At 73.1% G+C, this 17834-nt stretch carries 18 protein-coding genes; 11 read left to right on the top strand and 7 right to left on the bottom strand.

Annotation, left to right across the window (positions count from 1 at the left end):
- Positions 1-75 precede the first annotated feature (75 nt).
- Both ACFW5B_RS18730 and ACFW5B_RS18725 read left to right on the top strand, forming a co-directional pair.
- Positions 76-816: a PP2C family protein-serine/threonine phosphatase gene (locus ACFW5B_RS18730; protein ID WP_386440261.1), complete on the top strand. Its 741-nt coding sequence runs from the start codon at positions 76-78 to the stop codon at positions 814-816.
- Positions 817-936: 120 nt separating this feature from the next.
- Complete coding sequence (locus tag ACFW5B_RS18725) at positions 937-2442, top strand: alpha/beta hydrolase (protein WP_386440259.1); 1506 nt, start codon at positions 937-939, stop codon at positions 2440-2442.
- Positions 2443-2494: 52 nt separating this feature from the next.
- Here the strand turns inward: ACFW5B_RS18725 and ACFW5B_RS18720 are convergent, their stop codons facing one another.
- Positions 2495-4021 carry a serine/threonine-protein kinase gene (locus tag ACFW5B_RS18720; protein WP_386440257.1) on the bottom strand — a complete coding sequence of 509 codons (1527 nt, stop codon included), beginning with the start codon at positions 4019-4021 and terminating at the stop codon, positions 2495-2497.
- Between the two features lie 349 nt (positions 4022-4370).
- Between ACFW5B_RS18720 and ACFW5B_RS18715 the strand changes: the two genes are divergently transcribed.
- The 5 genes from ACFW5B_RS18715 (at position 4371) to ACFW5B_RS18695 (ending at position 9712) form a co-directional block, all read left to right on the top strand.
- Positions 4371-5411 (top strand): ATP-binding cassette domain-containing protein, encoded by a 1041-nt coding sequence (locus ACFW5B_RS18715; protein WP_386440255.1) that lies wholly within the window; start codon positions 4371-4373, stop codon positions 5409-5411.
- Positions 5408-6220: an ABC transporter permease gene (locus ACFW5B_RS18710; protein WP_386440253.1), complete on the top strand. Its 813-nt coding sequence runs from the start codon at positions 5408-5410 to the stop codon at positions 6218-6220. Before ACFW5B_RS18715 ends, ACFW5B_RS18710 begins: the two co-directional genes overlap by 4 nt.
- 140 nt (positions 6221-6360) lie before the next feature.
- Positions 6361-7701 carry a cytochrome P450 gene (locus tag ACFW5B_RS18705; RefSeq protein WP_386440251.1) on the top strand — a complete coding sequence of 447 codons (1341 nt, stop codon included), beginning with the start codon at positions 6361-6363 and terminating at the stop codon, positions 7699-7701.
- A 4-nt stretch (positions 7702-7705) separates the two neighbouring features.
- Positions 7706-7936 (top strand): ferredoxin, encoded by a 231-nt coding sequence (locus ACFW5B_RS18700; RefSeq protein ID WP_386440249.1) that lies wholly within the window; start codon positions 7706-7708, stop codon positions 7934-7936.
- A gap of 120 nt (positions 7937-8056) precedes the next feature.
- The gene (locus tag ACFW5B_RS18695; RefSeq protein ID WP_386440247.1) at positions 8057-9712 is read left to right on the top strand and encodes a protein kinase; all 1656 of its coding nucleotides are present in this window, start codon (positions 8057-8059) and stop codon (positions 9710-9712) included.
- 96 nt (positions 9713-9808) lie between these two features.
- Here ACFW5B_RS18695 and ACFW5B_RS18690 read toward each other — a convergent pair whose 3' ends face one another.
- On the bottom strand, positions 9809-10771 hold the full coding sequence (locus ACFW5B_RS18690) for a hypothetical protein (RefSeq protein WP_386440245.1): 963 nt from the start codon (positions 10769-10771) through the stop codon (positions 9809-9811).
- A gap of 300 nt (positions 10772-11071) precedes the next feature.
- Here ACFW5B_RS18690 and ACFW5B_RS18685 point away from each other — a divergent pair, with 300 nt between their 5' ends.
- Positions 11072-11500 carry a nuclear transport factor 2 family protein gene (locus ACFW5B_RS18685; protein ID WP_386440243.1) on the top strand — a complete coding sequence of 143 codons (429 nt, stop codon included), beginning with the start codon at positions 11072-11074 and terminating at the stop codon, positions 11498-11500.
- 127 nt (positions 11501-11627) lie between these two features.
- Here the strand turns inward: ACFW5B_RS18685 and ACFW5B_RS18680 are convergent, their stop codons facing one another.
- The 4 genes from ACFW5B_RS18680 to ACFW5B_RS18665 form a co-directional block, all read right to left on the bottom strand.
- A complete protein-coding gene (locus ACFW5B_RS18680) occupies positions 11628-12272 on the bottom strand; it encodes a LysE family translocator (RefSeq protein ID WP_386440241.1) in 645 nt (214 codons plus the stop codon).
- A 176-nt stretch (positions 12273-12448) separates the two neighbouring features.
- Positions 12449-12772 carry a winged helix-turn-helix transcriptional regulator gene (locus tag ACFW5B_RS18675; RefSeq protein ID WP_386440239.1) on the bottom strand — a complete coding sequence of 108 codons (324 nt, stop codon included), beginning with the start codon at positions 12770-12772 and terminating at the stop codon, positions 12449-12451.
- Positions 12773-12898: 126 nt separating this feature from the next.
- Complete coding sequence (locus ACFW5B_RS18670; RefSeq protein WP_386440237.1) at positions 12899-13804, bottom strand: NADP-dependent oxidoreductase; 906 nt, start codon at positions 13802-13804, stop codon at positions 12899-12901.
- A 100-nt stretch (positions 13805-13904) separates the two neighbouring features.
- A complete protein-coding gene (locus tag ACFW5B_RS18665) occupies positions 13905-14975 on the bottom strand; it encodes an alkene reductase (RefSeq protein WP_386440235.1) in 1071 nt (356 codons plus the stop codon).
- A gap of 253 nt (positions 14976-15228) precedes the next feature.
- Here ACFW5B_RS18665 and ACFW5B_RS18660 point away from each other — a divergent pair, with 253 nt between their 5' ends.
- Entirely contained in the window at positions 15229-15837 is a 609-nt protein-coding gene (locus tag ACFW5B_RS18660; RefSeq protein ID WP_386440233.1) for a MarR family winged helix-turn-helix transcriptional regulator, read from the top strand.
- A 231-nt stretch (positions 15838-16068) separates the two neighbouring features.
- On the opposite strand, the gene ACFW5B_RS18655 is transcribed toward ACFW5B_RS18660, so the two are convergent.
- A complete protein-coding gene (locus tag ACFW5B_RS18655; RefSeq protein WP_386440231.1) occupies positions 16069-16452 on the bottom strand; it encodes a winged helix-turn-helix transcriptional regulator in 384 nt (127 codons plus the stop codon).
- Between the two features lie 233 nt (positions 16453-16685).
- Between ACFW5B_RS18655 and ACFW5B_RS18650 the strand changes: the two genes are divergently transcribed.
- Both ACFW5B_RS18650 and ACFW5B_RS18645 read left to right on the top strand, forming a co-directional pair.
- Positions 16686-17204 (top strand): luciferase family protein, encoded by a 519-nt coding sequence (locus ACFW5B_RS18650; RefSeq protein ID WP_386440229.1) that lies wholly within the window; start codon positions 16686-16688, stop codon positions 17202-17204.
- A 121-nt stretch (positions 17205-17325) separates the two neighbouring features.
- The gene (locus tag ACFW5B_RS18645) at positions 17326-17832 is read left to right on the top strand and encodes a DUF6640 family protein (protein WP_386440228.1); all 507 of its coding nucleotides are present in this window, start codon (positions 17326-17328) and stop codon (positions 17830-17832) included.
- Positions 17833-17834: the final 2 nt, after the last annotated feature.

Below are 17834 nucleotides of genomic sequence, written 5' to 3'. Positions count from 1 at the left end.
CCCACAATGGTGGTACGGAACGCCCCCCGGGGGATACGGGGCCTGCCGGAGCGGAGGCCCGGACGGGACAGGGGTATGGAGTACGTCACCGTGACCGCGCTGAGCCACCCCGGGCTGCTCCGCGACCACAACGAGGACAGCCTGGTGGCCGGCCCCTGGACGCTCTGCGGCACCATGACCGAGAACCCGCAGACCCTGGTGTTCCCGCTCGGCACCCCGCTCGTCGTGGCGGTGGCCGACGGTATCGGCGGGCAGCCGGCCGGTGAGGTGGCCAGCGCCCTGACCGTGCGGCAACTGGCGGCGCTGGGCCCGTCGCTGGACACCGAGGAGGCCCTCCGGGAGGCCCTGGCCCTCTGCAATGACGCGGTCTACGCGGCCGCCGGTCAGGACCCCGAGCTGAGCACCATGGGCACCACGGTCGCCGGCGCGGTCGTCCTGGCGGAGTCGCTGCTGGTGTTCAACGTCGGCGACAGCCGGGTGCTCGATGCCACGGCGGACGGGCTGCGCCAGGTGAGCGTGGACGACAGCCCGCCGCTGTCGCCGGGGCGGCGCACCACCTCGCTCGTCACCCAGGCGCTCGGCGGCACCCCGGACTTCACCGCCGTCACCCCGCACGTCAGGGAGGCGCCGCTGTCCGCGGGCGACCGCTACCTGGTGTGCACCGACGGGCTGACCGACCCCGTCCCGGAGGACGCCCTCAACGACACGCTGCAACTGCACAGCGGCGGCCGGGCCGCCTTCGAACTGTGGAAGTCCGCCATCGAGGCGGGCGGCCCCGACAACATCACGCTGGCGTTGATCGGGATCGGGGAGTAGCCGGGGCCCGTCCGGTCCGGGGCGGCGCCGCACCCCCGCACGACACCTGGGGCTACCCCCACCCCCGGATGTCGTGGCTGCCGGATGGGCGGCGGCGAACCGCTCAACCACCCTTGTCTCATGACGACTTACGCCCCACGCACCCTCCTTCTCGCGCTCTCCGCCGCCACCGTAGCCGCCACCCTGACCGCGCCCGCCCCGGCCGCCCGCGCCGCCGCCCCCGGCACCGACAGACCCACCCTCAGCTGGCGGCCCTGCGACCGGCCCGGCGGCCCCACCGGGCAGGAGTGCGCCGAGCTGCCCGTACCGCTCGACTACCGCGACCCGGACGGCCCGCGGCTCACCCTCGCCGTGACCCGGGTGCGCAGCGAGCGGCCCGCGGCGCGGCGGGGCACGCTGCTGGTGATCCCCGGCGGGCCGGGCGGGTCCGGTGTGCGCCAGCTGACGACGAAGGGCCCGGCGCTGCGGAAGGCCATGGCCGGGGCGTACGACCTGGTCAGCTTCGATCCGCGCGGGGTGGGCGGGAGCACCCGGGCGGGCTGCGGACTCGACGCCGCCGACCGGCATCTGGTGACCCTCCGGTCCTGGCCGGCGCCGGACGGCGGGATCGACGAGAACGTCGCCCGCGCCCGCCGGACCGCCGAGGCGTGCCGCCGCCACGGCGGCGCCGCGCTGCGCAGCATCTCCAGTGCGAACGAGGTGCGCGACATCGACCGCCTCCGCCGGGCTCTCGGCGAGGAGAAGCTGTCGGCCTGGGCGACCTCGTACGGGACGTACGTCGGTGCGGTGTACGCCCAGAAGTACCCACGGCACACCGACCGTTGGGTACTGGACAGCACCGGCGACCCCGACCCGTCCCGGGTGGAGCGCGGATGGCTGGCGAACATGGCGGCGGGCGCGGACGACCGCTTCCCCGACTTCGCGGCCTGGGCCGCCGATCCGGCGCGGGAGAGCGAGGGGCTGCGGCTGGCGCGGCGGCCCGAGGACGTCCGCCCGCTGTTCCTCGCGCTGGCGGCGAAGCTGGACCGCGAGCCGAAGCCGTCCACCACGCCGGGCGTCCCGCTGACCGGCAACCGGCTGCGGCAGGCGCTGCAGAACGCCCTGGCCGGGGACGCCATGTTCGCCCAGGTGGCCCGGCTCGTCCGGCAGGCCCAGGACCCGGCCGCCGAACCGGTGCTGCCGGACGCCGTCGCCGGGCCGATGCCGGACGAGGACGCGTCGGCCGTGATGGCGACCCTCTGCAACGACGTGCGCTGGCCCGCGTCGGTCCCCGCCCACCGGCGCGCGGTGGCCGCCGACCGCGCCCGGCATCCGCTGACGGCCGGGATGCCGGTCAACATATCGCCCTGCGGCTTCTGGAAGGCACCGGCGGAGCGGCCCACCCGGATCACCGCCGACGGCCCGTCCAACATCCTGATGGTCCAGAACCGCCGCGACCCCTACACCCCGTACTTCGGCACGCTGAAGATGCGCCGCGCCCTCGGCGACCGGGCCCGGCTGCTCACGCTCGAACACGGCGGCCACGGCGCCTACTTGGGCAACGGCACCCCCTGCGGCGACCGCACCGTCACCACGTTCCTGACGACGGGCCGGCGTCCGCAGACGGACACCCGGTGCACCGACTGAGCCGCGGGGGCGGGGCCGGGCCCCGCGGGGCCTCCCCTGAGGGCGGTGGTCCCTAGGCGTCGAGCCGAACGCCCTTGAGAGCGTTGTCGAAGACCGGCCGGTACTTGCTCCACTCCGCGCTCGGTGCGGACAGATAGACCACGTACCGGGTGCCGTCCGCACTGCTGAAGGCCAGCTCCACGCCCCGGAACTGCCGTGCCGTGCCTTGGAAGGTGAACTCCCAGTAGCCCGCGGGCCGTCCCTGGAATTTTGAGGGGTCCATCCTGACCCGCTCATAGCCCGGGTTGTCCCGGCGCGTCTGGGCCTCTTCGGTGTCCTTCCAGTGCCGGAGCGGATCGGAGGTGCCGGCGAACGGGAAGATGTTGATCCGCAGGCCCACCTTCGCGGGGTTGTCCACATAGGCGATGTCACAGCCGGGCGGATGGGCGACGGTCCAGCCCTCCGGTACGGGGAGTTGGAGTCCCTGGCCCGGCTTCTGGAGGCGATATCCGGCGGGAACCGGTGGCGGGGAGGAGGGGCGGGGAACCGACGGGTGGCCGGAGGTTTTGGCGCCGGGCGGGCTGGTGTCCGTCGCACCGGCACCGCTCCAGGGCCACAGCAGCACCCCACCGGTCACGGCGACGGCGACCGCCATCGCCCCCGCACTCCACAGCACCGCGCGGCGGCCGCGCCCGGACTTTCGGCCGGGACCGTGCGGAAGCTCAGGGAGATCGCTGCGCTGCGGTCGGGTGGGGGCCTCGACAGGAGTGGTTGCCGTGCCGCCCGTATGGCCGCCCAGGAGGGCTTCGGCCTCTTGGGCGGCCATCCGCTCCCCGGGTTCCTTCACGAGCAGCCCCGCGATCACCGGGGCCAGCGCACCGGCGTTGCGCGGGGGCGGGTACTCCTCGGCGGCGATGGCGTACGCGGTCTCGATGGCGGTGTCCCGGCTGAACGGGGGCCGCCCTTCGACCGCTTGGTAGAGCGTCGCGCCGAGGGACCACAGGTCGCAGGCCGGGCCGGGCTCGGCGATGTTGGTCCGCAGGCGCTCCGGCGCGAGGTACTGGATCGACCCGACCAGTTCGCCGGTCCGGGTCAGGGAGGGCGTCCCGGACTGCACGGCGATGCCGAAGTCGGTGAGGACGATCCGCCCGTCCTTCCCGAGCAGCACATTGGCGGGCTTGACGTCCCGGTGCAGCACCCCGGCGTCGTGGGCGGCGCGCAGCGCGGCGGCCATACCGCGGCCGATCCGGGCCGCCTCGGCGGGCGGCAGCGCACCCTCGCGCTTGAGCAGGTCGCCCAGGGTGACCGAGGGGATGTACTCCATGACGATGCACGGCAGGCCCTCGTCGTCCACGACGTCGTGCACCACGATCACATGGGGGTGGGTGATCCGGGCGGCGCTGCGGGCCTCGCGGCGGGTGCGCTCGTAGAGCGTCTCGATCTCGTCGTCGTTCAGATGCGGTGGCACCAGCAGCTTCTTCACGGCTACCGACCGCCCGAGCAACTCGTCCTCGGCCCGCCACACGGTGCCCATGCCACCGCGGCCGACCCGCTCCACCAGCCGGTAGCGGTCGGCCACGAGCCGTCCCGGATCGGACACCGTGAGTTCTCCTCCCCCGCACGGGTTGAACTGCCTGCGGGAGCACCATAGCCCGCGCGTTCGACGGGGCCGAGGGGCGGCGTTCGCCGGGATGGCGTCGCGGACCGGGGCGTTCCGGCGGGGCTGCGGCGTGCGGCGGCAACTGCTGTGGGGGAGGCCGTCGTTCGCCATCGGGCCGGGCGGCGGGACGGTGCGGGGCGGGGAGCACGAGGGGTGCGGAGCCCATGCCTGATGCCAGGATGGCGCCACTGGCGCCATCAATGCACCGCGACGGCTTGTCGTGGTGCCATAGTGATGCCACTATGGCGTTATGGACCTCACGCCGTGCGTCGGGAGGGACGGGACCGCCATGCCCACTGCTCCCACCTCCACCGGCGCCACCCTCACGACGATCACCACGACCACCACCACAGCCACCCCCGCCGCCCCACCGGCGATCAGCGCCACCGGATTAACCAAGTCCTACGGCGACAAGCGCGTCCTCGACGGCATCGACCTGCACATCCCCGAGGGCACGGTCTTCGCCCTGCTCGGGCCCAACGGCGCGGGCAAGACCACCACCGTGCAGATCCTCTCCACCCTCATCCCCGCCACCGCCGGGCAGGCCCGGGTCGCCGGCCGCGATCTGGTCCGCGAGGCCGACGCGGTACGCGCGGCGATCGGCGTCACCGGTCAGTTCTCGGCGGTGGACAACCTCCTCACCGCCCGGGAGAACCTGCTCCTCATGGCGGACCTGCACCACCTCGGCCGGCGCGAAGGCCGCGGCCGGGCCACCGAGTTGCTGCGCCGCTTCGACCTCACCGAGGCCGCCGCCAAGCCCGTCGCCACCTTCTCGGGCGGCATGCGCCGCAAGCTCGACCTCGCGATGACCCTGGTCGGGGAACCGCGCATCATCTTCCTCGACGAGCCGACCACCGGGCTCGACCCCCGCAGCCGGCGCACCATGTGGGAGATCATCCGCGGCCTGGTCGCCGACGAGGGCGTCACCATCTTCCTCACCACGCAGTACCTGGAAGAGGCCGATCAACTCGCCGGCCACATCGCCGTCCTGGACGGCGGAAAGCTGGTCGCCGAGGGCACCGCGGACGAGCTGAAGCGACGCATCCCCGGCGGTCACATCCGTCTACGGTTCGCCGACGCGTCCCAACTCTCCGCTGCCGCCGCCCTGTTCGATGCCACCGCACACGACAGCGAAGCGCTCACCCTGCACATCCCCGGCGACGGCAGCGTCCCCGCAGTGCGCGCCGTCCTCGACGCCCTGGACCGGGCGTCGGTCCGCGCCGAGGAACTGACCGTGCACACCCCCGATCTCGACGACGTCTTCCTCACCCTCACCGGCCGCGACCGGTCCGCAGGCGGGGCCGACTCCCCGAAGGAGAACGCCCGATGACCACCCTGTCCTACGCGGCCCGCGACGCCCGGACGATGCTGCGGCGCAATCTGCGGCACGCCCTGCGCTACCCCGCCATGACGATCTCGGTCGTCGCGATGCCCGTGCTGATGCTGCTGCTCTTCACCTGTGTCTTCGGCGGTGCGCTCGGCAGCGGCATCGGCGGGACGGCCATCGGCGGAACGACCGGCGGCGACAGCGGTGCGTACATCGACTACGTCGCCCCCGGCATCATCCTCATGGCCGCGACCTCCGGCTCGCTCGCCGCCGCGGTCGGCGTCTGCGTCGACATGACCGAAGGCATCGTCAACCGGTTCCGCACGATGGCGATCTCCCGTGCGTCGTTCCTGACCGGGCATGTCGTCGGCAGCGTCCTGCAGACGCTGGTCAGCATCGCCTTCGTCATCGCCGTCGCGCTCCTGATGGGCTTCCGGCCGCACGCCACACCCCTAGGCTGGCTCGCCGCCGCCGGTCTGCTCACCCTGCTGACCCTGGCGCTGACCTGGCTGGCGGCCGCCATCGGCCTGGTGGCCAGGAGTCCCGAGACCGCCAGCAACATTCCGCTGCCGATGCAGTTCCTCCCGTTCCTCGGCAGTGCCATCGTGCCGCCGGAGTCCATGCCCACCGGGCTGCGCTGGTTCGCCGAGTACCAGCCCTTCACCCCGGTCATCGAGACGCTGCGCGGCCTGCTGATGGGCACCGGGGCCGGCGCCGCCACCGCGATCACCGCCGTGGCCTGGTGCGTTGCCCTCACCCTGACCGGCTACCTCTGGGCCCGTACGGCCTTCCGCCGCAGCGCCAACCGCTGAGCGCGCTCCGTACGAGGCTCCGCCCGGCACATCATCTGCCGCTTCGCCCACCGCTTCGCCCGGTGCCGACGGCACGCCCCGCCGACGCTCCGTACGCCACGCCGCCCTGCCCTCATCCACCCCGTACCGACGGAGGACTCATGCAGCACGAAGAGCAGCACGAAGAGCAGCCCGGAACGCCGCGCACACCGTCCGCACCCGCCCTACCCGCCACCGAACAGGCCGCCCAGGAAGCCGCGTCGGCCGACACCGCGCCGGCCCCCGCACCGGTGACGGCCCTGCCCCTGACCCGTCCCGAACGCTGCCCCTTCGACCCGCCCGCCGAGCTGGCGGAACTGCGGGAGCAGCAGCCGCTGCGCCGGCTGCGCTACCCCGACGGGCACGTGGGCTGGCTGGCCACCGGCCACGCCGTGGTCCGGGCGATCGCCGCCGACCCCCGCTTCAGCTCCCGGTACGAGCTGATGCACTACCCCCTGCCGGGCGCTCCGCCCGGCGAGCTGCCGCCGGCCCCGCTCGGCGACCTCACCGGCATCGACGCACCGGAGCACACCCGCTACCGGCGGCTGCTGGCCGGCAAGTTCACCGTCCGCCGGATGCGCCAACTCACCAGCCGCGTCGAGCAGATCACCGCCGAGCACCTCGACGCCATGGAGCGCCACGGACCGGCCGTCGATCTGGTGCAGGCCTTCGCGCACCCCGTCCCGGCCCTGATGATCTGCGAACTGCTCGGTGTGTCCGCACCCGACCGCGCGCGCTTCCAGCAGCACACCGCGGTGCTCAGCAGCCCGGACGCCGCCATGGGCGAGCAGATCGCCGCCCTGACCGCGCTCGCCGAATGCATCCGTGAACTGGTGGTGGCCAAGCGCGCCCGCCCCACCGACGACCTGCTCAGCGATCTGACCACCAGTGACCTCACCGATGACGAACTCGCCGGCGTCGGCAGCTTCCTGCTGGCCGCCGGTCTCGACACCACCGCGAACATGCTCGGGCTCGGCACCTTCGCCCTGCTCAGCCACCCCGAGCAGGCCGCCGCCCTGCGCGGCGACCCCGGCCTCGCCGATCAGGCGGTCGAGGAGCTGCTCCGTTATCTGAGCATCGCCCCCACCGGAATACGGGCCGCCCTGGAGGACATCGAGCTGGACGGCCAGCTGATCAGGGCGGGCGAGACCGTCACCCTCTCGGTGGCGGCCGCCAACCGCGACCCGCTGAAGTTCCCCGCCCCCGACACCCTCGATCTGCACCGCAAGGCGACCGGCCATCTGGCGTTCGGCCACGGCGCCCACCAGTGCCTGGGACAGCAGCTGGCACGCGTCGAGATGCGGGTCGCCTTCCCGGCGCTGCTGCGCCGCTTCCCCACGCTCCGGCTGGCCGTCCCGCCCGAGGACGTACCGCTGCGTGACGCCACGAACATCTACGGGGTGCACCGGCTCCCCGTCACCTGGGACACCCAGGACACCTGTGACACCCGGGAGAAGGAGTAGCCCCATGGAGCTGAGCATCGACCGCGACCGCTGTATCGGCGCCGGGATGTGCGCCCTGACCGCCCCCGAGGTGTTCGACCAGGACACCGAGGACGGCCTGGTGCTGCTCCGCACCGCGGCGCCCCCGCCCGGCCTGCACGCCACCGCCCGGCTCGCCGCCGGGCTCTGCCCCGCCGCCGCCCTCACCGTCACCGAGCGGGAGCGGCCGGCCGGTTCACCCCCGGCCGAGCGGTAGCGGGCGCGGTCCCCGGAGCGCAGGCGGTCCAGAACGTGCCCTGCCCACGGAGCGGGGAACCCGGCCGCTCTCCCGCACGTCTTCCGGCGTGTTGGCACGCTCGGTCCCTGGAGGAACCCGGTGGAACACAGGATGTTGGGGCAGCGGTACGAGCTGGTGGAGCAGCTCGGGCACGGCGGCATGGGGACGGTCCACCGGGCCGTCGACCACCGGCTGCGCCGTACCGTCGCCGTCAAGACCCTCTCCGCCGAGCTGGCGATGCAGCCCGAGTTCCTCACCCGCTTCCAGCGGGAGGCGCATGCCGCCGCCGCGCTCAACCACCCCGGTGTGGCCACCGTGCACGATGTCGGTGAGGACGCGGGCGGCGGCGCGGCCGAGCCCTATCTGGTCATGGAGTACGTGGCGGGCCGGACCCTCAGCCAGGTGCTGCGGGACGGCCCGCTGACGGTGTCGCAGGCCGTCGACGTCACGGGCCAGGTGCTGGCGGCGCTGGCACACAGCCACCAGCACGCCATCGTGCACCGGGACATCAAGCCCGCGAACGTCATGCTCACCGCTTCCGGCGCGGTCAAGGTCGTCGACTTCGGCATCGCCAAGGCGCTGAGCGAGGTGGCCACCCGGCTGACCGGCACGGGAGTTGCGGTCGGCACCCCCGCCTATCTCGCCCCCGAGCAGATCAACGGCGGCGAGACCGACCACCGCACCGACCTGTACGCGGTGGGCTGCCTCCTCTACGAGCTGCTGACGGGGCGGCCCCCGTACACCGGCGACTCGCCGTTCTCCGTCATGCACCAGCATCTGGCCGCGGACCCGGTGCCCCCCTCACACCTGCGCCCGGAACTCCCGCCCGCCGTGGACACGGTGATCGCCCGGGCACTCCAGAAGCGCCGCGAGGACCGCTTCCCGGACGCCGCCGCCATGCAGACGGCGCTTACCACTGCGGCCCACACGGCACCGGCCCACACCGCACCGGCTCATCGTGCGCCGACGCCGACGCCCACTGCACTCGACCCTGCGGCGGGCGGGCCTGTAGCGGGCGGGCCTGCGGCGGGCGGCCCCGCCTTGGCTGCCGGCTCCGCCCCGGGCGCCGGCTCCGCCCCGGCGGCCGGCTCGCCCTCATCCCTGCCGTCGGCCGTCGGGGGCGCACCGGCGGCGCGGTCCGCCCGCCGGAGACCGGCGCGGGTGGTGTTCCGGCCGACGGCCGAAGGCGCGGTCGCCCTGCTCGGCTGCCTGCTGTCCCTGGTGATATCCCGCACCGACATGATCGAGGTCGGCCAGTTCTCCTGGGTCGCCCTGCTCGCCGCCGCTGCCGGTTCGGTGTTGCTGCTCTGGTCGGCACGGCTCGCCTGCGCGGTGGCCTGGGGCCCGGTGGCGGAGGCCGTGGCGGTGTGGTCCGAACTGGCACGCGCCAACATCGGCTGGGAAACCCACTACGTCATCATCGCCCTGGTCCTGGGCGTCGTCGGCGCCCTGTGCCTGGCCGCCGGCTACAAGGACGAGCACACGGGCGGCTTCGCACTCGTCGCCTTCTGGTTCACCTCCCTCGCGTCCGTCTGGTTCTTCCTCGACGACCTCCGCAAGATCGGTGTCTTCTACGTCCTGCTCCTGGCCGTCACGCTCACCATCGGCGCCCAGGTCCTCAAGTCCCGCACCCGCGCCCCGTCTCCGGACACCACCCCCGGCCCGCCCGCGCCGGAGATGCCCGGGAACGCCGTACGCCGAGCCACCCATGCCGAGCCCGCCGCGGCGGTTTCCGGCAGGCGGGGGAGGCGGTAGGCCGGACAGGCGGAAGGGGCGGAAAGGGGCGGAGAGCCGGAAGGCCGCCCGGCCGGGCACATCGGCCCACCGGACGGCCCGGCGTCGTCGTCGGCCTCAGCCGACGCACACCACTCCCAGCAGACACACATGCGTCGGCGAGGACTGGTCCGTCTCCGGCGCCGTCGGGGTGGACGGGGCGTCCGGCGAGGTGCGCTCCGGGGAGGTGTCCGCACCGGAGCTGCCGGAGTCGCCGGAGCCTCCGTCGGCGTCGGGGGCGGATGTCGCGGGGGCGCTGTCCGTGTGTGCGGGCTGCGGCTTCCGCTCCGGCGTGGGCGCGGTGGCGTGCGGTGCCTCAGCGGTGCGCGACGGGGTGACGGACCGCGGCTGCCGGGCCGTCGTGGCGGCCGGCGGCGTGGCCGTATCGGGGCGCGCATGCCGTCCGGACGGGAGGGACGGGCGGGCACCGGGATGCCGCGACGCCTCGCTGTCCGACCGGTCCGACGACGAGGCGGCAGGCTCCGTCCGGGGCGTGGACACGCTCTCCGGATCCGGCATCGCGGACGCGTGGGTGCCGTTGGTGGCGGGCTTGTTCTGCAGCATGCTCACGGTCAGACCGCCGCCGACGAGCGCGAAGGCGGTGGCCGCCGCGGCCCGGCGCCGGTGCTTCTTCCACCGCGCCAGCTGCCGCCGCCGGGCCGCCCGGCCCTGCCCGGTGGGCGCGGGAATCGCGGCATCGCCTGGCGCTTCGGCGTCCACGACCGCAGCGGTCTCCGCCGTATCGGCCACTGCGGCGGCACCCGAGGCACCGCCATCGGCCGAGGCGGCTCCCGAGACACCGCCACCGCCCCGCGCGGCGCCGGAGGCGCGGCCGGCGAACGGATCGGCCTCGGCGTACCGGTCCTGACGAGGCCCCGCGGCGGGGGCGTCCGCCGTCGGCCAGGCCTCCCACCGCGCGTCAGCGGCCGGCGCGCTCTGCCGACGGTGGCCGGGCGGGGCGATGTCCGGCGCGTAATCACCACAACCTGGACATACGAGCGCCCCGTTGAGGCTCCGTCGGCAGGACGAGCAGTAGTCCATCTGCGATCTTTCTGTGCTGGCTGCGCCGCCTGGGACGCCGGCGACCTGATCGGGCTGATCCAGTTCGCACGCGGGGATCGAGCGGGCAGTAACGCTAACCACGCCCGTCGGGGGCAACGCGGAGGCCGTGTGACGCTTCGGTGCAGATTCCGGCCCGGCGGCCCCGCACTCCGGACATGTCTCAAGAAACACGGGACTGCTAATCAAGTTTGACTAATCCTTCGGCCGGACATACGCTCCCGCGAGCGCCGCTAGTCAAACTTGATTACTCATCCTGCCAAAGACCGTGAGGAGATCCCCATGCCCTTCCTGCCGGATTCCGGGTACGTCCCGACCGCCGAGGACCGCGCGAGCGTGGACGCCTGGTTCGCGGAGTACGACGCACAGAGCGCGCGGCGCGATGTCGAGCGGATGGCCGACATGGCGGAGTTCCCCCTGAACCTCGTCAGCGACGACGCGGCCGGCAACGGCCGTTCGGCGCAGTGGGACCGTAACCAGTACATCGCGACGATGACGCAGGTGATGGGCGACGGAAGCGAGGACATCACCTTCGAGTCCACGCGGACGCCCGTCTTCCTCTCGCCCGCCCTGGTCGTGGTCTTCTCGGACTCGACGATGACGATGGAGGGCGAGACCCGGCAGCTGCGCTACGCCGACATCCTGGTCAGGCGGGACGGCACCTGGGCGTTCCAGACCATGATCCAGGGCGGCTGGGGCGACAGCCTGTAGCGCAAGCCCCCACCATCTGCCCGCTCTGCACGGCCGACCACACACCGGCCCCCGGTCCAATGACCTGGGGCCGGTGCTGTGGAGTGGTGGCCGGCAGGGCCGCGGGCGGGGCGAAGGGGGGTGCCCCTCAGTCCGCTCGCCCCGTCGCCGCCACCGTCACGCCCAGGCCGATCATGGCGAAGCCGCCCGCGCCGCCGACCAGGGAGAGGCGGCGGTCCGAGCGGGCGAACCAGGAGCGGGCCGCCGAGGCGCCCAGGCCCCAGAGGGTGTCCGTGATCATGCCGATGGCGACCGGGACCAGGCCCAGCACCATCATCTGGAACGGGACGTGGCCCGCGGCGTGGTCCACGAACTGGGGCAGTACGGCTGCGAAGAAGACGATGCCCTTCGGGTTGGTGACGCCCACGAGGATGCCGTCCAGGACCGTGCGCAGATCGCCGCGCTGCTCACCCGCCGGCGCCTCGATGTCCGCCGCGCGCATCTCCTTGCGGTGCCGGAAGGCCTGCACGCCGAGGTGGATGAGGTACGCCGCACCGGCCAGCTTCACGCCCATGAAGACCGCGGCCGAGGTCTCCACCAGCGCGCCGAGGCCCCATGCCACGGCGATCACCAGGGCGTACGAGCCGATCAGGTTGCCGAGGACCGTCGCGAGCGCGGTGCGACGGCCGTGCGCGAGGGCCCGGCCGATCACGAACAGCACGCTCGGCCCCGGAATCACGATCACCAGTAGCGACATCGCCGCGAACGCGAGGATGCTCTCCGTGGACACCATGTGTCCGTCACCTCCTGGAAAGTCTGGCCAGGGCTCATACAAACAGACGGCGGAACGTCCGCTCCAGGCTCATCCACATGCTGGTATTCCGGATGTTGAGGGCGCGGGCCGCGCGGCACGAACCGCGCGGCCCGTCCCCGTGAACGCAGATGCTCAGGCGCTGTGCTCGCCGCGGATCAGCTGGTGCGGTGCTGTGACCAGGAGCGGAGCTGTTCCAGGGCGGGCAGCAGGGCCCGGCCGTCGGCAGTGAGGGTGTAGAGGGCGGGGCCGGGCGGGAGCTGGGCGTGGGTGACGAGCCCGGTCTCGACCAGCTCGCGCAGCCGGTCGGCGAGCATCTTGGTGCTGATCGAGCAGATGGCGGTGTGCAGTTCGCCGAAGCGGGCGGGGCGGGTGGCCAGGGTGTGGAGGATGATGCCGTTCCACTTCTGGCCGAGGACCTCGAACGCGGCGATGAGGTCCGTATCGGCCGTCAGCGGCGCGAGGGAGGGCCGTGCTGCCATGGCTCGTGGTCCTTCATCGGTCGTCGTGCTCCTCGGTCCGGGTGGGGTGGATGCCGGGGAAGCCGTGGGCGGGTGGGGAGTCGCAGCCGGCCGGGGCACCGTCTGCCCAGCGGCGCCCGGTCAGCGTCAGGGCAGGAGAACGACCTTGCCCTTGTTGCGCCCGGCCTCGAGGTCGGTGTGGGCGGTCGCGGCCTGGTCCAGCGGGTACGTACGCCACACGGGGACGTCCAGCTCCCCGGCGGCGGCCCGCCGCACCAGCTGCGGCAGTGCATCCCCGGCCTGGTCGGAGGCGCCGGCGCTGAAGCGGACACCGTGCTGCGCGGCGGCCGGGTCGGCGATGGTGACCACGCGCGCGCTGTCACCGGTCAGGGCGACGGAGCCGGCGAGCACGCCGGCCCCGGAGGCGTCGAAGACGAAGTCGACTCCCTGGGGAGCCGCGGCCTTCACCCGCTCCACCCAGCCGTCGCCGTACCGGACCGCGGTGGCTCCGAGCGCGGTGACGCGCTCGATGTCGTGCCCGCCGACCGTTCCGATGACGGTGATGCCGCGGGCGGCGGCCAGCTGCACCGCGACGGTGCCCACGCTGCCGGCCGCGCCGTGGATGAGCAGGCTCTGCCCCGCCCGCACCCCCAGCTGCCCGAGGACACGGAACGCCGTACGGCCCACCGTGACCAGGGAGGCGGCGACCTCCCACGACAGCTCCCGGGGCTTGGCCACCGGTCGCTCCAGCAGGGCGTATGCGCCGTAGCCGCCGCCGACGGTGGCCCCGAGGACCTCGTCTCCGACAGCCGCCTCGGCTCCCTCGCCGACGGCCTCGACCACACCGGCCGCATCCAGGCCGGGGATCACGGGAAAGCGGGCGGGGACGGTGCCGGCCATCAGACCGGACCGGATCTTGAGGTCGAGCGGGTTCACGGACGCGGCCCGCACCCGGACCCGGACCTGCCCCGGTCCGGGCTCCGGCGTGGTGACCTCCGACAGCCGCAGCACCTCAGGCGCTCCGTACGCGGAGAAAGTGATCGCTTTGGACATCAGAAACTCCCAGGAACAGGAAGGGGTGGGTCAGGGATGGTGGGTCAGGAACGGGGTGCAAGGGACGGGCCGTTCGCCCGCAGGCCGGCCGCTCAGCCGCTCAGCCGCCGAGGGCGGGGTAATCGGTGTACCCGCGGTGGTCGCCGCCGTAGAAGGTGGCCTTGTCGGCGGTGTTGAACGGACCGCCGGAGGCGAGGCGCCGGGGCAGGTCCGGGTTGGCCAGGAACAGCGCGCCGTAGGCCACCATGTCCGCGCTCCCGTCCTCGATCAGCTCCAGCGCGTCGGGGCCGGTGACGTCGGGGTAGGTGAACGGGTTGAGGACGAACGTGCCCGGCCAGTCCTTGCGCAGCCGCGCGGTCAGCTCGCGGTCCGGGCCCTCCATCAGGTGCAGATAGGCCAGGTCCAGGCCGCCGAGCCGCGCCAGCAGCGCGCCGTAGACCTCGGCCGGGTTCTCCTCCGCCATGTCGTTGTACACGTTCCCGGGCGAGATCCGCAGGCCCACCCGGTCGCCGCCGATCGCCTCGGTCACGGCCGTGACGACCTCGACGGCGAAGCGGATCAGGCCCTCGGTGTCGCCGCCCCAGCCGTCGGTGCGCCGGTTGGTGTGGGGCGAGAGGAACTGATGGATCAGGTAGCCGTTGGCGCCGTGCAGCTCCACGCCGTCGAACCCGGCCTCGACCGCGTTACGGGCCGCGTCGGCGAAGTCGGCGACGGTCTGCCGGATCTCCGCCTCGCTCAGCTCCTTCGGCGTCACGAACTCCTTCGGCCCCTCGTGGGTGTAGACCTGGCCCTTGGCGGCCACCGCCGACGGCCCCACCGGCACCAGGCCGTCGGGCAGCAGGCTGGGGTGGCCGACCCGGCCGGTGTGCATCAGCTGCGCGAAGATCACGCCGCCCTCGCGGTGCACGGCGTCGGTCACCGTCCGCCACGCCCGCACCTGCCCGGCCGTGTGCAGACCGGGGGTGTCCGGGTATCCCTGGCCGACGGCCGAGGGCTGGATGCCCTCCGTGACGATCAGCCCGGCGGCGGCGCGCTGTGCGTAGTACGTCGCCATCAGCTCCGTCGGCTCGGCGCCCGGCCCGTACGCGCGGCTGCGGGTCATCGGCGCCATGACGACGCGGTTCGCCAGCTGCTTGCCACTCAGGACGATCGGATCGAAAGCGGTGGTCATGAGTCTCTCCCTCGGAATGAGTGGTGCTCCGCGACACGGCGCTCGGACGCGGACACCAGCGGATGCCTGTCTGAACAAGTAAATCACCTGTCCGAACAAGTAATGGCGTCGAATCCCTTCCCGCTCTCGAATGTGAAGTAAGTAACTCCTTGCTGCCAGCGCGTATGCGCCCTGGATCGGCATCGCCCCACGTGGAGCGGGCCCGGAAGGTAAGGTGAGACTGTCCAAGCAGGAAAGTGAGGTTGAGGGGCAGATGACGCAGTCCACGCCGGGAGCCGGGAAGCCGGAAGCGGGGAAGGGTCCCGCCGGGATCGGGCAGGAGGCCACCGTCCCGGTGCCGGCCGCGGCCAGTGGCGGGCCGGTCAGTCACGCGATCTTCCGCCTGGCCCGCCTGCACCGGATGTTCGCCGGGCAGCTGCTGCGCCGCATCGGCCTGCACCCGGGCCAGGAGCTGGTCATGATGCACCTGTGGGAGCTCGGCCCCCAGCGCCAGGCCGACCTGGTGCGGCTGATGGACTCCGACGCCGCCACCATGACCCGTACGGTCCGCCGGCTGGAGCAGGCCGGCTTCGTCCGCCGCCGCCCCTCGCCCACCGACAAGCGCGCCTCACTCATCGAGCCCACGGCAGCCAGCCACGCCCTGCGCCGCGAGGTCGAACAGGTCTGGACCCACCTGGAGGCCATCTCGACGGCCGGCCTCACCGACGACGAACGCGCCGCGGCCCTGCACACTTTGGAGCGCCTGGAGCAGAACCTCGTACGGGCCGCCGCCGAGGCGGGGGGAGTGGGCGCGGAGACGGGCTCGGACGCTCGCGGTGGCGCAGGCACGGCCACCAACTCCGGTGCAGCCGAGGAGGATTAGCCCTCCAGCGGCACCAAAAGGGCCACAGGCGGCAACGGGCATCGACCGTCAGTCACCTCTGTTGCCGTGCCCCACAACAGAGGTGAACCCGGCCGGACCCATCGCCCTCCCCGGGGCACCGCTCCCGGTGCTTCGCCACCGCCTGCGCGTACGCCACCCGTTGGTCGAGCCTGCCGTTCCGGGCCCGGAGCCGGGCCCCCGTCGACCGCCCGCCCGGCCCTGGTCGTCCGCTCAGCCCTGGGCCCAGGCTTCTTCTTCCTCGCGTGCCGCGTCGAAGGCGCGGCGGGCGGCGGAGACGGCGGGGAGGTGAGCGTCGGACCAGTCCGTGATGGCGCTGAAGAGCGGCGTCAGGGTGCGGCCCAGGTCGCTGATCTCGTACTCGACCCGCGGGGGGATCTCGGCGTGGTACGTGCGGTGGACCAGGCCGTCGCGTTCGAGCTGGCGCAGGCGCTGGGTGAGGACCTTGGGGGTGATGGTCGGCAGGTGCCGCTGCAACTCGTTGAAGCGCAGGCGGCCGTGGTGTTCGAGGACCCACAGGATCGGCGTGGTCCATCGGCTGAAGACCAGGTCGATCACCGGGTTGATCGGGCACGCCTGCTCCACGGCGTCGGTCACGACTGCGCCTTTCCTTCCCGGCCGCGATCACGCCCGCGGCCACGACCCATGCCCACGCCCCACGAACGCGGCAGGGCACTTTCCTGTCGGAAACCACTATATCCAGGAAACTAGCCTGGTGATGTGCCCAGCGGCGACAGGGGCCGGCCGACCCCGGTCCCGCCGAGGCTGCAGGACGCGCACCGCTTGCCCCGCGGAGGGGAGCGGTCCCCGTAGACGAAGGAGACATCACCATGACATTCCCGGCACTCCCCACCCGAGAAGGCGAACGGCCCCGGACCGGCCCCGAAGTCCCGCACCTGCAGCTGAGTCAGCGCAGCCCCGCCGAGGTCAGGGAGGCGCTGCTGCGCTGGTTGGACGCCGCGCTGCCCGGCACCACCTGGGGCCGCAGCAAGGTGTCGGCCCCCAGCTCACGCGCGCGGTTCCTCGACGGCACCCTTCCCGCCCCGGGCGCGGTGCTGATGCCCCCGCGCGGCGATGAGGAGTTCGTGCACGTGCACGCCGACGGCAGCCTCCACCTGGCCCTGGACCCGGCCGACCACGCCGCCTTCCTGTCCTCCGGCTGGGGCGAGAAGCATCCGCTCTACGACCACGGCATCAACGTCGTGATGCTCTACGCCCCACGCAACGAGACCGAACTGGACACGGTCCAGCAGGTCATCGCCGCCTCCTACCGCTATGCGACGGGGCGGGCGCCGGCGTCGGCGCCGTCGATGCCTGAGGCCGCACGGTCCGACGCCACCAGGGTCTGAGGCCGCACGGTCCGACGCCTCCCGGGCTCGGCTTCCCTTCCGTCCCGGGCCTCTCCTTCCCGGGCCCCCTGGACCGGCCGCACCCGGCCGGCCGCCCCACCGACACGAAAGGTCACTTCCGATGCGTAACTCCCCTTCTCCCGCGCCCGCTTCCGGCGTGGCACCCGCCCGGTCCGCCGCCCCGGCACGTGCGGTGGCCGGCAAGGTGATGCTCTCGCTGGTCGCCGTCTTCACCGGCGTTTCGCCCTACGTCGCCGACTGGAACGCCACCCACGTGCTCAATCCGCTCTGGCCCGCACACGCCAGGTTCCACAACGGCCAGACGATGGCCATGGGCACACTCCTCGCCCTGGCCACGCTGTACTTCGTCTGGCGACGCCGCGGCGACGCCGATTCCAGCCTGCGCGCCGCGGTCGTCCTCGCCGGCCTGTACTGGGTCAGCCAGGCGGCGGCCATCCTCTACCCGGGTGCCGCCTACTTCGATCCGCAGTTCGACAAGCCGGGCATGTACGTTGCCGGACTGCCGGTCCAGGCGGTCATCGAGATCGCCGCCCTGGCCCTCATCGCGGGCGGCGCCCTGCTCGCTCGTCCGGCACCGGACGCCGACGCACCGACGACCAGCATCTGACC

The sequence above is a fragment of the Streptomyces sp. NPDC058773 genome (assembly GCF_042746015.1).
Lineage (GTDB): Bacteria > Actinomycetota > Actinomycetes > Streptomycetales > Streptomycetaceae > Streptomyces.
This window is presented reverse-complemented; position numbering and strand designations above follow the sequence as displayed.

What these genes read in the sequence shown, in the direction of transcription:
- ACFW5B_RS18730 (WP_386440261.1), top strand. Translation starts at nt 76, where the DNA reads ATGGAGTACGTCACCGTGACCGCGCTGAGCCACCCCGGGCTGCTCCGC.
- ACFW5B_RS18725 (WP_386440259.1), top strand. Translation starts at nt 937, where the DNA reads ATGACGACTTACGCCCCACGCACCCTCCTTCTCGCGCTCTCCGCCGCC.
- ACFW5B_RS18715 (WP_386440255.1), top strand. Translation starts at nt 4,371, where the DNA reads ATGCCCACTGCTCCCACCTCCACCGGCGCCACCCTCACGACGATCACC.
- ACFW5B_RS18710 (WP_386440253.1), top strand. Translation starts at nt 5,408, where the DNA reads ATGACCACCCTGTCCTACGCGGCCCGCGACGCCCGGACGATGCTGCGG.
- ACFW5B_RS18705 (WP_386440251.1), top strand. Translation starts at nt 6,361, where the DNA reads ATGCAGCACGAAGAGCAGCACGAAGAGCAGCCCGGAACGCCGCGCACA.
- ACFW5B_RS18700 (WP_386440249.1), top strand. Translation starts at nt 7,706, where the DNA reads ATGGAGCTGAGCATCGACCGCGACCGCTGTATCGGCGCCGGGATGTGC.
- ACFW5B_RS18690 (WP_386440245.1), bottom strand. Translation starts at nt 10,771, where the DNA reads ATGGACTACTGCTCGTCCTGCCGACGGAGCCTCAACGGGGCGCTCGTA.
- ACFW5B_RS18685 (WP_386440243.1), top strand. Translation starts at nt 11,072, where the DNA reads ATGCCCTTCCTGCCGGATTCCGGGTACGTCCCGACCGCCGAGGACCGC.
- ACFW5B_RS18680 (WP_386440241.1), bottom strand. Translation starts at nt 12,272, where the DNA reads ATGGTGTCCACGGAGAGCATCCTCGCGTTCGCGGCGATGTCGCTACTG.
- ACFW5B_RS18675 (WP_386440239.1), bottom strand. Translation starts at nt 12,772, where the DNA reads ATGGCAGCACGGCCCTCCCTCGCGCCGCTGACGGCCGATACGGACCTC.
- ACFW5B_RS18670 (WP_386440237.1), bottom strand. Translation starts at nt 13,804, where the DNA reads ATGTCCAAAGCGATCACTTTCTCCGCGTACGGAGCGCCTGAGGTGCTG.
- ACFW5B_RS18665 (WP_386440235.1), bottom strand. Translation starts at nt 14,975, where the DNA reads ATGACCACCGCTTTCGATCCGATCGTCCTGAGTGGCAAGCAGCTGGCG.
- ACFW5B_RS18660 (WP_386440233.1), top strand. Translation starts at nt 15,229, where the DNA reads ATGACGCAGTCCACGCCGGGAGCCGGGAAGCCGGAAGCGGGGAAGGGT.
- ACFW5B_RS18650 (WP_386440229.1), top strand. Translation starts at nt 16,686, where the DNA reads ATGACATTCCCGGCACTCCCCACCCGAGAAGGCGAACGGCCCCGGACC.
- ACFW5B_RS18645 (WP_386440228.1), top strand. Translation starts at nt 17,326, where the DNA reads ATGCGTAACTCCCCTTCTCCCGCGCCCGCTTCCGGCGTGGCACCCGCC.